The following is a 15693-nucleotide window of genomic DNA, read 5'->3' as shown; positions in this document are numbered from 1 at the left end:
GAACACCACGCCCCCGCCCCGCCGGCCGCCGGCCGCCGGGGATTTTTTCAGTTCACAGCCACAGCTTCCGCGATCCGGATGCCGTCCACCGCGGCAGACACGATTCCGCCCGCGTAGCCGGCCCCCTCGCCGCAGGGATACAGCCCCCGCAGCGGAGATTGGAAGCTCTCGTCCCGCAGGATGCGCACCGGCGAAGAGGACCGGGTCTCCACCCCGGTGAGCACGCCGTCCGGGCAGGCAAAGCCATGGAGCTTCCGGTCCATCAGGGGAATCGCCCCCCGCAGGGTCCCAGCCACATAGTCGGGCAGGCACCGGTCCATCTGGGTCCAAGTAACTCCGGGGCGGTAGGTGGGCAAGATGGTCCCCGGCCCCTCCGAGGGCCTGTCCAGCAAGAAGTCCTCCACCCGCTGGGCAGGGGCAAAATAGCGCTCGCCTCCCAGGCGAAAGGCGGCCCGCTCCCACTGCTCCTGGAAGCGCACGCCCGCCAGCACATCCCCCGGAAAATCCTCTGGGCCCACGCCCACCAGCAGTCCGCCGTTGATGTTCTCTCCGTCCCGGGCCCGCAGGCTCATACCGTTGGTCACCACCCCGCCGTGCCGGGAGGCGGCGGCCACCACCTGTCCCCCGGGACAGACGCAGAAGGTGAAGGCGGAACGGCCGTTGGGCAGGTGACAGGCCAGCTTGTAGTCCGAGGGGGGCAGTTGCTCCCAGGCGGGGCCATACTGGCTCAGGCTCACGTCCTGCTGCCGGTGCTCAATGCGCACTCCAATGGCAAAGCTCTTCTTCTCCATGGGGACCCCCGCCTGGGCCAGCATGGCAAAGGTGTCCCGGGCGGAGTGACCGGGCGCCAGCACCAGCGCGTCGCAGGGCAGAGTATAGCGCCCCTGGGGGCCCTCCACCTCCAGGGCAGAAAGCTGTCCCCCTCCGTGCTCCAGACCCACCAGACGGTGGCCGAACCGCACGTCGCAGCCCAGTTTCTGCAGCTCCAGACGCATATTTTTTACCACCTGGCGCAAAACATCGGTTCCCACGTGGGCTTTATGGGAATACTTAACATCGTCGGGGGCCCCTGCGGCCACCAGGGTATCCATCACCGCTCCGATGCGGCCGTCGTGGGTGCCGGTGGTCAGCTTGCCGTCGGAAAAGGTGCCTGCGCCCCCTTCGCCGAACTGCACGTTGCTCTCCGGGTCCAGGGCTCCCCCGGACCAGAACTGTTCCACCGCCGCCGTGCGGGCGTCCACATCCTGGCCCCGCTCCAGCACCACGCAGGGCAGTCCCGCCCGGGCCAGGTACAAAGCGGCAAAGAGCCCCGCCGGCCCCATGCCCACTACCACCGGCGGCAGGGCGGAACGACGGCTCACCTTGGGAAACACATAGTCCTGGGGCTGAACCAGAGAGATGCCCCGGCCCGGTGCATTTTTCACCAGCCGCTCCTCCCCGGGCATGGACACCTCCACCGTGTAGGTGTAGTGCACGTTCCCCCGGTTGCGGGCGTCGATGGACTGCCGCACGATGGTCAGCTCGCCCAGCGCCCCCGGCCGCACGCCCAGGGCCCGGGCGGCCCGCTTTTTCAAAAGCTCCCCGTCGCCGCCGATGGGCAGGGGGAGATTTCCAATCCGAATCATAACATCACCGCTTCTCAGTGTAGCATATCCCCCCCGAAAACGGAAGAGCTCCCCGGGATTTCCCACAGGGATGAAAACTTTTTTCTGTTTTCGTAACAAATGTTTAAAAATGACTTGATTCGAGGGTTTTCGACCGATTATCCTCTTTTCTGGAGGGGTTTCCTCCCGTACCAGCGGGTACGGATGCGGCGCCAACCGTGAAGCAAGAACATAAGGAGGCAGTACAACTATGGCAAGAAAAACAATCGAGCGCAATATTTCCTTTGATGATGCCCGAGGCCTGTACTACGTCAGCATGGACTTGGGACGCGACGAAACAGGCAAGCGGGTCAAACAGTACCGGACCTACCCCACCCTTCAGGCAGCCCGCACCGGGCTGCGGGAGTTTCTCTCCCACCGGGAGCAGGAGCTCCAGTCCCCCCGTCATCAGATGACCCTCTCCCAGTGGCTGGAGTACTGGATGGACACCATTGTCCGGCCCAACCGGGCGGAGACCACCGTCTACGCCTACCAGAAGATCATCGACAACCACTTAAATCCCGCCCTGGGGGACAAACCCCTTCTGAAGCTGACCCCCAGGGACATCCAGCAGTACTATATCCAGGTCCAGCGGGACGCCGGTCTCTCGTCCAACACCATGCGGCGGCACCACGACCTGCTCTCTTCCTCCTTCCGGGCCGCGGTGCGCCAGGACATGCTGGCCTACTCCCCCATGGACCGGGTGGAGCCGCCCCGCTCCAAGCTCTATGAGGCGGACTTCTACAATCCGGAGGAGCTCAAGCGGCTCTATTCCCTGCTGGAGGGCCACTGGCTGGAGCTGCCGGTGAAGCTGGCGGGTAGCCTGGGCCTGCGTCGGGAGGAGCTGTGCGGGCTGAAATGGGAAAACGTCAATTTCCAGCGCCGGGTCATCTATATCCGGGAGGCCCGCACCGCCTTCGGCGCCACGGTAGTTCAGAAGGAGACCAAAAACCGCTCTTCCGTGCGCACTCTCTATATGCCCGAGGACATTGCCCGCCTGCTGGCCGCCGAGCTGGACCGCCAGAGACAGTTCCCCCAGCCCAGCGGCCATGTGGTGCTGGACCACAAGGGGCTGCCCTACTCCCCCAACGCTCTGTCCCTGGCCTTTACCCGCTTTGTACGAAAGAACAACCTGCCCCGGGTGACGCTCCACGGCCTGCGCCACTCCTTTGCCACCATTGCCTCCTTCCAGGGGGTGTCTCTGTTTGACATAGGAAAGGCCCTGGGACACTCTACCCCGGCCACAACCGGGCGTATTTACACCCACCTCATTGACCGAACCCACGAAGAGACGTTGATGAAGGTATCGGACGCCTTGCGGTAACACCGCCGCAGACGGGGAAAAGCCCTCCCCGGACAGGCAGCAATCCCCTTCGCGGTCCTGCCTGCCCGGTCTGACCCCGCCTTCTCCCATTTGGAGAAGAAAAAGACCCCGGAGCAGCGGCTCCGAGGTCCCCGGGGGTCCTTTTAGCAATTGGATTCCTCTGCCGGCTGTGCCGGCTTTTTTTTGCGCTTTTTGTACCGCTCCTCCTCGCTGAAAATACAGCCGCAGTACTTCTGCATGTAAAAGCCGTGTTCCCGGGCAAACTCCTGCCCCGCCTGGAAGAGGGGCCGGAAGTCCCGGTAGAGGAACTCCACCCCGTACTTCTCCCCCATAGCCCGGGCGGTGGCGGCGATGGCCTCGTGGTTCTGGTAGGGGGAAATGAGCAGAGAGGTGGTGAAGCTGTCGAAGCCGTGCTCGGCGGCGTAGCGGGCGGTCTCCTCCATCCGCACCCGGTAGCAGTAGGCGCACCGGCCGTCGATGTTATCGGCCACATTGGTAATAAAGGAGCGCAGGTCATAGGTGCCGCCGATGATGAGCTTCATCCCGATCTCCTTGGAATACTCCTCCAGGGTGTGCTTCCGGGCCTGGTACTCGGTGTAGGGGTGGATGTTGGGGTTAAACCAGAAGCCGGTCACCCCCATGCCCTCCCCCCGCAGCAGGTCAATGGGTCGGTTGGCGCAGGGGGCGCAGCAAATATGCATTAACGTGTTCATAGGTCCTCCTCCCGCTCCAGGGGCAGGATGTGGGTCTCCAGCCCCCGGCGCATGGCGTACAGTAAAGTCTGAGCGGTGCCCCCCTGGGGCACCCCGTTGTAGACGGCAATAATTCGTGCCGAGTGGTCCACCATGTAGCGGTTGCGCCGCATCATGCAGCCCCGGTCGTACCGGTGCTGGACCAAGGTCTCATAGTCGCACTGGTCCAAAATCTCCTGATACCGGCGTTGCTCCCCCTCCGGCCAGCCGTCCGCCTGGCTCTCGCAGGGCCGGGCCCCCTCCAGGGTCACTTCCGGATGGCGCGCCCGCAGGGTCAGCACCTCCTGGGCGAAGTACAGATCCGCTCCCCGGGCCATGCCGCAGATAAAATGGCGGAAGCCTGCCTCATAGGCCTGCTCCAGCTCCTCCCCCAGCCGCCGCTTCAAGTCCAGGCAGCGGGGATCGTCTTCGTCCGTTCCCCAGGGCAGCTTGTCCGGGCGGTGGCCCGTGAAGCAGCAGGTGGTCGCCCGTTCCATCGCCCGTCCCTCCTTAACAAAATGCGTATTGTAGGCCCATTGTAATACAGAGCGGCGGGGAAGTCAATTTAATTGTCGAAAATTTGTTCGATATTTCCTCTTTTAATTTCTCTTTGGTTGACATTGTAGACCAACCGTGTTATGATAGGTCTACAAAGTAGACCAAAGGAGGATCCGCCCATGGATGAATGGACTTTGACCAACAGCGAGTGGTACGTACTGGACTGCCTGTGGGGGCACGAGCCCCGGACGGCCATGGAGCTGGTGGCCGAGCTTGGGGAGAAGGTGGGCTGGGCCAAGAGCACCACCCTCACCACCCTGCGGCGGATGGAGGAAAAGGGCCTTGTGAAGGCGGAGGCGGTGGGCCGCACCCGTCACTACACCCCGGCGGTGGAACGGCGGGGGGCGGCGGCCCGGGAGACCCGCTCCTTTTTGGACAAGGTGTATCAGGGCAGCGTGGGGCTGATGGTGTCCGCCATGGCCCAGGACAAGGCCCTGAGCAAGGATGAGATTGACGAGCTCTATGAAATTCTGCGCAGGGCGGAGGGGAAGGAGTCATGAAGCTGTTTGTTCAAAACCTGATCGAGACGCTGTTTCCCGCCCTGTGGGAGGGGGACGTGCTCCTTTCCTGGGCCACCACGCTCACCGTTTTAATTCTGGTGGTGCTGCTTGTAAATCGCGTCTTTCGTGCCCGGCTGTCCGCACGGGTTCGGTATGTCCTGTGGGCCGTGGTGCTGGTGCGGGCGCTGATGCCAGTCCAGCTGCCCATCGACCTGCCGGTCTCCGGGGCCCAGCTGCCCTCTCTGGTCCAGATTCTGGAGGAGCCCTTTGCCCAGCACATTTCTGACCTCAATTCCCCCAACACACCTATTTACACCCAGGCACCCGACCTCTCCGGGGAGGTGGTGGTGGACTCCGCCTTTGAACACCTCCCCGATGACCCCTACCACGGACAGTACATCCAGCACACCCAGGACGGGGATACCGTGGTCACCACCGTCCCCATCTGGACCCGGTATCAGCACTATCTGTACTTCTGGGCCTTGGGTGCAGGTCTGCTGGCCGGGGTTCTCATCCTCTGCAACCTCCACTTTGCCTGGAAGCTCCACCGCTCCCGGCGCGCTTTTCCGGTACAAAATGTAAATCTTTCAGTCTATATTGCAGATTGTATTCCCTCTCCCTGCCTCTTTGGCCTGTTCCGCCCCGCCATCTACCTCACGTCCGAGGCAGCCCAGCTGCCCGAGGGACAGCAGTGGCACATCCTGGCCCACGAGCTCACCCATTACCGCCATGGGGACCACCTGTGGGCGGTGCTGCGGTGCCTCGCCCTGGCCCTCCACTGGTATAACCCCCTGGTGTGGCTGGCAGCAGTCTGCTCCAAGCGGGACGGAGAGCTGGCCTGCGATGAGGGGACGGTGGCGCGGCTGGGCGAGGAGGAGCGCATCCCCTACGGCCGCACGCTGGTGGATCTGGTGGCCCGGCGGTCCCTGAGGCCCGGCGACCTCATCTCCTGTTCCACCGCCATGACGGGCGGAAACAAGAGCATCAAGCAGCGCATTACCCAGCTGGTGAAAAAGCCGGAGACCAAAAAGACCGCCCTCTTCGCGGCGGCGGCCCTGGTGGCTCTTGCGGCGCTGTTTACCTTCGGTGGCGGAACACAGGATCGCACCCTCAGCCGAGAGGGCTTTCTGAACAGTCTGGAGGAGGCCCGGTCCGTGACCCTCGCCCTGCCTACTCTGTCCGACTATACCTTTGACCCCATTGCGGACGAGGACCTGCTGACCCAGGCGCGGGAGCTGCTGGGCCAGGCGGAAACCTATGACCGTGAAAATGCCGTGTCCTTTGGTTTTCAGGACATGGCCTCGTCCTCCCACACGGTATCCTTCACCAGTGACAGCGGCTCCACCGCTTTCTGCCTCTATGCCATGGAGGGTGGTGGCGAGTATGTGCTGGCCAAACTGGATGACACCACACTGGGGGCGGAGCCCCTGGCCGTGCTGCCCCAGGGCACCATTTTCCATCTGGAGGAGCTGGCCCGGCAGCAGCAAGCCCGGAACCAGTCCCTCACCCGGGTGGAGTACCCGGAGTTCAAGGCCGCCCTCACAAAATTATTCCTGGGGGACGAGGAGTGCGTGGAACAAAATGAGACCGAGGACTACGACATGGAGGAGTGGCTCACCAATTCCACCTCCTTCTATGAGATCTCTCACGCCGCCCCCTGGTGGCTGGAGGGTGCGGAGGAGGGCTGGTACGCCCGGGCCATGGACGCGGGGAGCTGGTACTCCATCTCCATCCCCGACCACCTGGTGCCCCAGGTGCAGGCCATCTGTGCAGAACAGGCCCTTTACCCCAGTCTGGACACCATTTACTCCGCGCTGGAACAGACCGACACCATCTACTATGCCGCCATGTCCGCCATGAGCTCCCGCAGCATCATCCGTGACCCGGAGGTTATGGACCAAATCATCCAGCTGCTCCTCACCCCCCAGGGCAATATGGCCCAGGTCAGCAACCCCGGCCGGGCAACCGCCGGGGAGGAGTTTGGGGTACTCACCATCCCCCTGGACGAGGAACACCAACTGAACCTCTGGCTCCAGGAGGTGGAAGGCGGCTGTCTGCTCTCCTGCGGCCGGGCGGATGACACCTGGAGCAGCACCCAGCCCGTCCTGTGGACCCTCCCCGCCGGGACGGCCCAGAAGATTTACGACCTCTATGAGGACTGGCTGTCCGGCCAAAACCAGTCGGCCAGCGCCCCCGGCCATGACTGGCAGGGTGAGCTGGCACTGGACGCCCTGGCCCCCGGAGACGAGGTGCTGTCCCCCTCCCCCGTCACCGTTCCCAACGGCGGGGGCAGCTTCACCTACTACATCAACTACGAGTGGGCAGGCCTGACTTTGGAGCTGGGCCTGCGGGCCCCGGACGGGACCGAATACTGCCAGCGGGTGGTGGGAGGCTCCCTGGCCAGCACCATCCCGGACATCCCCGCCGGGACCTATCAGCTCTTCGTCCGCAACAGCGGCAACTACGATTTCCAGGCTACCGGCTATTTGAATGGAGACGTGGACTACAATGTCACCGGCGCGCTGGTCTTTCTGGTGGAGCCGCTTTCGGATGAAACCGCTTCCCCCAATTCCTGATTTTCTCCCCTTCCCGCTTTCTTCTCTTATGCACGCCCCGGCCAAACGGCCGGGGCGTTTTCTCGGCCCAACTTTGTCATATTTGTCAATTCCAATGCTTACCATAGTAAAAACGCCGATTTTTAAGCTGTTAAGGTTGTGTTTTTCCTGTTCATCCGTGCGTTAAGAAGCCGTTAATTTCGTTGTTTTTCAAGGAAAAAATCACTATCATAGGGTTAATGACTGTATGATTATGCCCTCGAGGTGAACATTTTCGCTATGAGCCTTCGCGTTGGAATCGACATCGGCTCCACCACCGTCAAGGTTGTGGTGCTGGACAAACAGAACAAACTGCTGTTCCGCTCCTATGAGCGGCACTTCTCCAAAACCCGTGAGCGGGCCTGTGAGACCCTGAAGTCCATTCAGGATATGCTCTCCGGGCAGGACATTAAGGTGACCATCACCGGCTCTGCCGGTCTGGGCGTGGCCAATGCCGCCGGCATCGACTTCGTCCAGGAGGTCTACGCCACCGCCGCCGCGGTAAACACCTACATCCCCGACACCGACGCCGTCATCGAGCTGGGCGGCGAGGACGCCAAGATCATCTTCTTCGGCGGCGCTCTGGAGGAGCGGATGAACGGCTCCTGCGCCGGCGGAACCGGCGCCTTCATTGACCAGATGGCCACCCTCATGAACGTGACGGTGAACGAGCTGGACGCCCTGTCCCTGAAGCATGAGAAGATCTACCCCATCGCCTCCCGCTGCGGCGTGTTCGCCAAGAGCGACATTCAGCCCATCCTCAACCAGGGCGGGCGGAAGGAGGACGTGGCCGCCTCCATTTTCCAGGCCGTGGTGGATCAGACCGTGGCCGGCCTCACCCAGGGCCGGGAGCTGAAGGGCAAGATCGTCTTCCTGGGCGGCCCGCTCCACTTCCTCATGGGTCTGCGCCAGCGCTTTGTGGAAACCCTGAAGCTGGACGGCGACCATGCCATCTTCCCCGAGGACGGCGACTGCTTTGCCGCCATGGGCGCCGCCCTGTGCGCCACCGACTATGAGCCCGTCCCCTTTGAAACGGTGCTGAAAAAGCTGGAAGAGAGCGTGGACACCACCACTCTGGTGGACACCATGCCCCCCCTCTTTGAAACCCAGGCTGACTACGACGCCTTCTGCCTCCGCCACAACTCCAAGCACCCCCCGGAGGTGGATATCCATACTTACACCGGCCCCGCCTGGCTGGGCCTGGACTCCGGCTCCACCACCATCAAGCTGGCCCTCATTGCCGAGGATGGAGGTCTGCTGTACACCTTCTATCACTCCAATCTGGGCAACCCCGTGGCCATTGTGCTGGAGCAGCTGCGGCACATCTATGAGCTGTGCGGCGACCGCATCCAGATTAAGGGCGCGGCGGTTACCGGCTACGGCGAGGACCTCATCAAGAACGCCTTCAACTGCGACCTGGGTCTGGTGGAGACGGTGGCCCACTACAAGGCGGCCGCCCACTTCAACCCCGATGTGGACTTTATCATCGATATCGGCGGCCAGGACATGAAGTGCTTCAAAATCCGCAACCACGCGGTGGACTCCATCATGCTCAACGAGGCCTGCTCCTCCGGCTGCGGCTCCTTCATCGAGACCTTTGCCAAGGCTCTGGGCTACTCCATCGCCGACTTCGCCAAGCTGGGCCTCTTTGCCAAGCATCCGGTGAATCTGGGCTCCCGCTGCACGGTGTTTATGAACTCCTCCGTCAAGCAGGCCCAGAAGGACGGGGCCAGCGTGGAGGACATCTCCGCGGGTCTGTCCATCTCCATCGTCAAGAACGCCATCTACAAGGTCATCCGCGCCGCCTCCGCCGACGATCTGGGCCAGCACATCGTGGTCCAGGGCGGCACCTTCCACAACGACGCGGTGCTCCGGGCCTTTGAGCAGGAGCTGGGCCGGGACGTGACCCGCCCCACCATCTCCGGCATTATGGGCGCCTTCGGCGCCGCCCTGGCCGCCCGGGACCTCCACCTGGAGAAGAGCGGCCTGCTCTCCGCCCAGGCGCTGGAGAAGTTCACCCACACCGCCAAGCCCGCCACCTGCGGTCTGTGCACCAACCACTGCTCCCTCACCGTCAACTCCTTTGACGGCGGACGGCGCTTCATCTCCGGCAACCGCTGCTCCCGCCCCCTGGGCGAGGCGCCTACCCGACTGCCCGACCTGATGCGCTATAAATACAAGAAGCTGCGCTCCCTCCAGGGCAAGGGGGCCGGCTCCGGCATCCGGGGACGCATCGGCATCCCCTTCGGCCTCAACATGTATGAGAACCTGCCCTTCTGGTTTGAGCTCTTTACCCGCCTCAACTTTGAGGTGGTGCTCTCCCCCGAGTCCAGCCGTAAGCTCTACCTCAAGGGCCAGCGGACCATCCCCTCAGACACGGTGTGCTACCCCGCCAAGCTCCTCCACGGCCACGTGGAAGCCCTCATCGAGGAGGGTGTGGACGCCATCTTCTATCCCTGTATGCCCTACAACTTTGACGAGGGCGTCAGCGACAACAACTACAACTGCCCCGTGGTGGCCTACTACCCCGAGCTCATTGCCGCCAACGTACCGGAGCTGAAAGACGTCCGTTATCTGAACCCCTACTTCGGCCTGCACCGCCCCAAGGACTTTGAGCGCCGGGCCAGCGAGTGGTTCTTCAACGAGTTCCAGGTCCCCAAGCGGGAAACCGCCGCCGCCGTCAAGGCAGCCTACGCGGCCTACGACGCCTACAAGGAGGACCTGCGCCAGGTGGGCGGGCGCTACATCGACCAGGCCCGCCGGGAGGGTCACCCCATTCTGGTGGTGGCCGGCCGCCCCTATCACATGGATCCGGAAATCAACCACGGCATCAATGACCTCATCACCTCCTACGGCTTTGTGCTGGTGACGGAGGACGCCGTGGCCTACCTGGAGGACAAGGCGCCCCGCCACGTACTCAACCAGTGGACCTACCACGCCCGGATGTACAACGCCGCCCGGTATGTGTGCACCCAGAAGGACATGGAGGTCATTCAGCTGGTCTCCTTCGGCTGCGGCATCGACGCCATCACCGGCGACGAGATGCGCTCCATCCTGGAGCAGGGCGGCAAGCTCTACACCCAGCTGAAAATCGACGACATCAGCAACCTGGGCGCCGTGCGCATCCGCATCCGCTCTCTGATGGCCGCCATCGACGCGCGCAAATCCAACGAATCGTAAGTAAGTTTTATTCTGGCAGAAAGGGTTTTTGATATGGCTAAGCTTGTATATGACAAAACCGGCCGGCTTCTTTTTACCAAGGAGATGAAGGAGGAGTACACTCTCCTGATGCCCCAGATGCTCCCCGTCCACTTCGGCATGATGCAGAAGCTGCTGCAGTGCGAGGGCTACAAGGTGGATATGCTCACCACCAACCACCGGGGCATCGTGGATGAGGGCCTCAAGTACGTCCACAACGACACCTGCTACCCCGCCCTGCTGGTCATCGGCCAGCTCATCGACGCGGTGAAGCACGGCGGCTATGACCCCCACAAGGTGGGTCTGCTCATCACCCAGACCGGCGGCGGCTGCCGGGCCAGCAACTACATCCACCTGCTGCGCAAGGCGCTGGAGAAGGCCGGCATGTCCTACATCCCCGTGGTGTCCGTCAACCTGTCCGGTCTGGAGAAGAACCCCGGCTTCTCCCTCACCCTCCCCTTCATCCGCAAGGCGGTCTACGCCATGATGTACGGTGACATCATCGTCAACGTGGCCAACCAGGTCCGCCCCTACGAGGTGAACGCCGGTGAGACCGACGCCATGATCGACACCTGGTCCCACAAGCTGGTGGACGGCTTCCAGGCCGGTAAGGGCATGACCCGCAAGCAGATGCGGGCCAACTTTGACGCCATCTGCGCCGACTTCGCCGCCATCCCCGTCCAGGGTGAGCCCAAGATCCGCGTGGGCGTGGTAGGCGAAATCTATGTGAAGTTTGCTCCTCTGGGCAACAACAACCTGGAGAAGTTCCTGCTCAGCGAGGGCGTGGAGCCCGTGGTTCCCGGCCTCACCGACTTCATCATCTTCAAGATCTTCAACCGGGTGTCCGATGTGGACCTGTACGGCGGCAAGTGGATCAAGAAGGCCGCCTGCCGCGCCTTCATGGCCTACATTGAGGGCTGCCAGAAGGACATGATCGAGGCTCTGGAGCATTCCGGCCGCTTCCGCGCCCCCGGCACCTTCCGGGAGCTGCACAGCCTGGTCCAGGGCTATCTGGGCGACGGCAACAAGATGGGCGAGGGCTGGCTGCTCACCGCCGAGATGCTGGAGCTCATTCACTCCGGCACCAACAACATCGTCTGCACCCAGCCCTTCGGCTGCCTGCCCAACCACATTGTGGGCAAGGGCATGATCCGCAAGCTGAAGGACGACTATCCTTACAGTAATATCGTGGCCATTGATTACGACCCCGGTGCCACCAAGATCAACCAGGAGAACCGCATCAAGCTGATGCTGGCCAACGCCAAGGGTCTCACCCATCAGGAGAGCTCCGTCCGTCGCGAGCCTCAGCCCGAGGTGGCCCCCAAGCTGGCCCATGCCCACAGCTAACCAAGCCCATACATACAAAAAAGAAGCGCCTCTGCCGAGGCGCTTCTTTTTTCTCTTTACTGAGGTGTCAGGCGGATATTCATATCCACCGGGCCGTTGATGCCGTTTACCTTACCGGAGTCTGTGTACTGCCAGATCTGGTAGTCATAATAAAATTCCGGGGTCTCGCCGTACTCGGCAATCCAGAAGGGGTAGTCCGCCACGCCGCTGAGTTCGTAAATCAGATAGGCAATGTAGCGGTTGAAGTAAATCATGGACTGATAGCCGGCGTTCTCCACCTCCTGGCAGAAGGCATTGGCCATGGCCGTGACGGTGGCGCTGCCCACGCCGTCGGTGCGGGCGGTGTCATAGTCGATGTTCTCCCAGTCAAAGACCACGGGACCGTGGAAGTCAAAGTCCTTCAGCAGATCCAGCAGGAACCGTGCCTCCTCCCGCGCCTCTTCCACTGTGATGGCCTGGGAGAAGAAGTAGACGCCCGTCTCCAGGCCGGCGTCCATGGCTCCCTGAAGATTTCGGCGGAACTGGGTGTCCTCAAAGATCACTCCGCTGCCGTAGTAGCGGCCGCCCGCTCGAATCATGGCAAAGTCAATGCCGTCGGCAGCCACCTTTTCCCAATCAATGACCCCCTGGTGATAGGACACATCCACGCCCAGAGAGGTGGTCACATTGGGATCGGTGTAGGTCATCCGGTACCCCACCTTGCGGAACTTCTCGGCATCGTAGGTGTTCACCGGCACATCCGACAGGGCATGAACCTTGTAGGAGCCCAGGGTCAGGTAACCGTCGTCGCTCTCCCGATTGGCGTACTGCATAATCTGCCAGATGATCGTGCTCAGCTCTGCCCGTGTAATCGTCGAGTCGGGATGGAACAGACGCTGACCGTTCTCCTCGCTGCCTGCAACCACGCCCAGCCGGTACAGCGCGGTGATGTAGCCATCATCCACATCTGCGAAGGGGCTGGCGTGGGTAATGGGAGTCAGACCCAGAGCCTTGGCCGCCAGACGGGCAATAAAGCTCCGGGAAATCTCCTGATCCAACGAGGCGGGGACTTCCGACCGGGTGAGCCAGCCCTTGCTCACCGCATAGTCCACGTATCCGGCCGCGTAGTGCTGCCCCTCGGCCGGATACTGATCTCCGCTCCCAGTCGCTTTCATCACCATTAAAATGCCCTCTCCTGCCTTGGTGGCGTCATAGGGCCCGAACCGTCCGTCATCATACCCCGCAACAACGTGCTCCACATTCAATGCGCACACATAGGGGTAAAACCACTGATTCTCTCCCACATCGGAAAAGGGAGAATGGTAGTTCTCCGGCAGCTGCGGCCCTCCGGCGGCCAGCACCGGCGAAACGGTCACTGCAGCGGCCGTGACTGCTGCCAGCATATGTATCCAAATCCGTTTTCGGTCAAACTTCATTTCCATGAACCTCGCTTTGTGTCTGGTATCCAACTGGGGCCAGAGGAATCCCCCGGTCCTCAGTGCATTCTATTATAACAGAATTTTATACGATCTTCAATCAACGAAAGGGAAATAACTCTTGGCAATATCTGCGCACATTTGTGTCTTGCATCCGATTCCTTTGGCTGGTATAGTAATCTTAACCTATGTACAGGAGGCCCGCCATGCACATCCCTGCCTGCGACACCACCCAACTGGAACTGCTGCGTTTTGCGCCCGCCCTGGAGGCCGCTAACCGCCCCAATCCGGATTATGATATTACAAAATGGCTTTATGTCCCTAATTTATACTTTGAGTATCGTTATATCCTGGGTACCAGGGGGGAAAAACCTCTCATCTGTGTGGGCATTAACCCCTCCACAGCCGCTCCGGATGCTCTGGACAACACCCTGAAATCGGTGGAACGGGTGGCCCACTTCAACGGCTATGACAGCTTTCTCATGTTCAACGTCTATGCCCAGCGTGCTACCAACCCGGACGACATGGAACTGACCTACAATCAGGAGCTGCATCGTGAAAACATGAAGGCCTTTGATTATTTGCTCTCCCTGGACCGGCAGGGCCACCCCGCCGTGTGGGCCGCCTGGGGTACTATCATCGAGAAACGGAGCTACCTGCCCGATTGTGTCCGGGATATGATCGAGCTGGGAAAAGCCCGGGGCGCCCAGTGGTTTTCCGCCGGAAAGCGCTCCCGGAAAGGACATCCCCACCATCCGCTTTATCTGCGCAAGGACAGTCCCCTGGACCCCTTTGACGTGGATCAGTACTTAAAGGAATCATTTTTATAACTGGAAAGGAGCTTGCACCATGATCGTAACTACAACCCCTTCCGTAGAGGGAAAGCGAATTGTTGACTACCGCGGCATCGTCTTTGGCGAGGTCATCTCCGGTGTCAATGTATTTAAGGATTTCGCGGCTGGACTGAGCAATTTCTTCGGCGGCCGTTCCAACACCTACGAAGAGGAGCTATCCATGGCCCGAGTCACCGCTCTGGGCGAGCTGGAGGAACGTGCGGCTGCACTGGGCGCCAATGCGGTGGTTGGTGTTGACATCGACTATGAGGTGTTGGGCTCCGATAACGGCATGCTGATGGTTACGGTCAGCGGCACCGCCGTCATTGTGGAATAAGAAAACCGGGCGCGGACCATTCAGTCTGCGCCCGGTTTTTTCTTTGATTACCGCTTCCGCTCGGTCAGATTTTCTTTCAGCTCCTGCCGCAGGTGCAGCACCCGTGCCACATGGTAGTTCACCACAGTGTCTTCCACGGTATGGGGTGAGACCTGACACACCTGCTTTACCTGGGCCCCCAGCGCCCGCAGAGCCTCCCGGTTTTCCTCGTTGAGGCAGCCCAGATGTTCCATATTCCGAAGGGTCTCCAGCTCCACCAGCAGCTCTTGGGCCGTATCCTCACAGCTCCGCAGCTGCTGCAGCACCCGCTTCTGACGCTTCCGCCGCAGCAGCCGCTGCTGGGAAAAGAGCACCAGCTGGCTCTCCAGGGCATCAATCTTTTTCTCCAGAACCTCCGTCTCCGGCAGCTGTGTATCGCCGTCAAACATGTCCTCCAAAAACAGAATCAGGTCCTGATCCAGTCCTATCATGGTCTGGCGTATGGTCCGGCTGTTGTCGTAGGGGAAAATCAACGTGTTTACCAGAAGACCGATACCTAAGCCAATCGCAGTGTCCCAAATGCGGCCAGTTGAGTAAGCAAAAGCCTCCACCTCCGGATTGAGGCAGATATTTACCAGAACCAGGCAGGGCAGCACGGGCACCAGCTTCAGATGAAAATACTGATAGCTGGCAAGAATCAGAATAATCCCTATCCCTACCGCCACCATATCCGGTACGTTGAGTACCATCATCAGAAGAGCCAGCAGCACACCGATAGTCACTCCGCAGATCTGCGTCAGGCAGGCCAGAAGGGATGCAGTAAAAGTAGGTGCGACCGCAGAAATTGCCCCGATGGTAGCAAAGACGACCTTGGACGGGCTGGCTCCGTACTGCTCCACAACAGACAATGCCAAAATGACTGCAAGGGCCGTTTTGATGGTGCGCATCCCAACCGGGATCTTCCATCCCTTGATCCATTCTTTCACCGTATCCCTCCTCTTTTGTAATCCTGATTGTATCCGAAACAATAGATTTATAAAAAAAGAAGGAACAGAAAACTGTTCCTTCTTCGTGTTGGCGTTACCTATTTTCCCGGTCCGTCTCCAGACAAGTATCTTCGGCAGAAGTGAGCTTAACTTCCGTGTTCGGAATGGGAACGGGTGGACCCTCACTCTAATCAACACCAACTATTTTAATCACCCAAGGATGACTAAAATCGATATAAAGTTTTCAA

General features: G+C 60.8%; 12 protein-coding genes and 1 rRNA gene. 7 read left to right on the top strand and 6 right to left on the bottom strand.

Annotated features, from left to right (window positions below):
* Positions 1-47: 47 nt before the first annotated feature.
* Positions 48-1625, bottom strand: coding sequence for an FAD-dependent protein (locus DWX58_RS00075; RefSeq protein WP_118640664.1), 1578 nt, complete (start codon positions 1623-1625; stop codon positions 48-50).
* A 229-nt stretch (positions 1626-1854) separates the two neighbouring features.
* Between DWX58_RS00075 and DWX58_RS00070 the strand changes: the two genes are divergently transcribed.
* Positions 1855-2967, top strand: coding sequence for a site-specific integrase (locus tag DWX58_RS00070; RefSeq protein ID WP_118640662.1), 1113 nt, complete (start codon positions 1855-1857; stop codon positions 2965-2967).
* A 143-nt stretch (positions 2968-3110) separates the two neighbouring features.
* Here DWX58_RS00070 and DWX58_RS00065 read toward each other — a convergent pair whose 3' ends face one another.
* Positions 3111-3680, bottom strand: coding sequence for an epoxyqueuosine reductase QueH (locus tag DWX58_RS00065; RefSeq protein ID WP_199648622.1), 570 nt, complete (start codon positions 3678-3680; stop codon positions 3111-3113).
* On the bottom strand, positions 3677-4195 hold the full coding sequence (locus DWX58_RS00060) for an SLOG family protein (RefSeq protein WP_118640658.1): 519 nt from the start codon (positions 4193-4195) through the stop codon (positions 3677-3679). The genes DWX58_RS00065 and DWX58_RS00060 overlap by 4 nt, the downstream gene beginning before the upstream one ends.
* 180 nt (positions 4196-4375) lie before the next feature.
* Between DWX58_RS00060 and DWX58_RS00055 the strand changes: the two genes are divergently transcribed.
* From DWX58_RS00055 to DWX58_RS00040, 4 genes are all read left to right on the top strand, one after another.
* Positions 4376-4756 carry a BlaI/MecI/CopY family transcriptional regulator gene (locus tag DWX58_RS00055; RefSeq protein WP_118640656.1) on the top strand — a complete coding sequence of 127 codons (381 nt, stop codon included), beginning with the start codon at positions 4376-4378 and terminating at the stop codon, positions 4754-4756.
* Positions 4753-7332 carry a M56 family metallopeptidase gene (locus tag DWX58_RS00050; RefSeq protein ID WP_118640654.1) on the top strand — a complete coding sequence of 860 codons (2580 nt, stop codon included), beginning with the start codon at positions 4753-4755 and terminating at the stop codon, positions 7330-7332. The genes DWX58_RS00055 and DWX58_RS00050 overlap by 4 nt, the downstream gene beginning before the upstream one ends.
* A gap of 258 nt (positions 7333-7590) precedes the next feature.
* Positions 7591-10530 (top strand): acyl-CoA dehydratase activase-related protein, encoded by a 2940-nt coding sequence (locus DWX58_RS00045; protein WP_118640652.1) that lies wholly within the window; start codon positions 7591-7593, stop codon positions 10528-10530.
* A 33-nt stretch (positions 10531-10563) separates the two neighbouring features.
* Positions 10564-11895: a 2-hydroxyacyl-CoA dehydratase gene (locus tag DWX58_RS00040; RefSeq protein ID WP_118640650.1), complete on the top strand. Its 1332-nt coding sequence runs from the start codon at positions 10564-10566 to the stop codon at positions 11893-11895.
* A 56-nt stretch (positions 11896-11951) separates the two neighbouring features.
* Here DWX58_RS00040 and DWX58_RS00035 read toward each other — a convergent pair whose 3' ends face one another.
* Positions 11952-13316: a GH25 family lysozyme gene (locus DWX58_RS00035; RefSeq protein ID WP_118640648.1), complete on the bottom strand. Its 1365-nt coding sequence runs from the start codon at positions 13314-13316 to the stop codon at positions 11952-11954.
* Positions 13317-13516: 200 nt separating this feature from the next.
* Here DWX58_RS00035 and DWX58_RS00030 point away from each other — a divergent pair, with 200 nt between their 5' ends.
* Both DWX58_RS00030 and DWX58_RS00025 read left to right on the top strand, forming a co-directional pair.
* Positions 13517-14140: a DUF1643 domain-containing protein gene (locus DWX58_RS00030; protein WP_118640646.1), complete on the top strand. Its 624-nt coding sequence runs from the start codon at positions 13517-13519 to the stop codon at positions 14138-14140.
* 19 nt (positions 14141-14159) lie between these two features.
* A complete protein-coding gene (locus tag DWX58_RS00025) occupies positions 14160-14480 on the top strand; it encodes a putative heavy metal-binding protein (RefSeq protein WP_118640644.1) in 321 nt (106 codons plus the stop codon).
* Between the two features lie 47 nt (positions 14481-14527).
* Here DWX58_RS00025 and DWX58_RS00020 read toward each other — a convergent pair whose 3' ends face one another.
* Together DWX58_RS00020 and rrf are read right to left on the bottom strand one after the other, a co-directional pair.
* Positions 14528-15445, bottom strand: coding sequence for an aromatic acid exporter family protein (locus DWX58_RS00020; RefSeq protein ID WP_118640642.1), 918 nt, complete (start codon positions 15443-15445; stop codon positions 14528-14530).
* Between the two features lie 86 nt (positions 15446-15531).
* Positions 15532-15647 (bottom strand): 5S ribosomal RNA (rrf, locus tag DWX58_RS00015).
* Between the last annotated feature and the right edge of the window lie 46 nt (positions 15648-15693).

This window comes from Pseudoflavonifractor sp. AF19-9AC (genome assembly GCF_003478995.1).
Taxonomy (GTDB): Bacteria; Bacillota; Clostridia; order Oscillospirales; family Oscillospiraceae; genus Lawsonibacter.
This window is presented reverse-complemented; position numbering and strand designations above follow the sequence as displayed.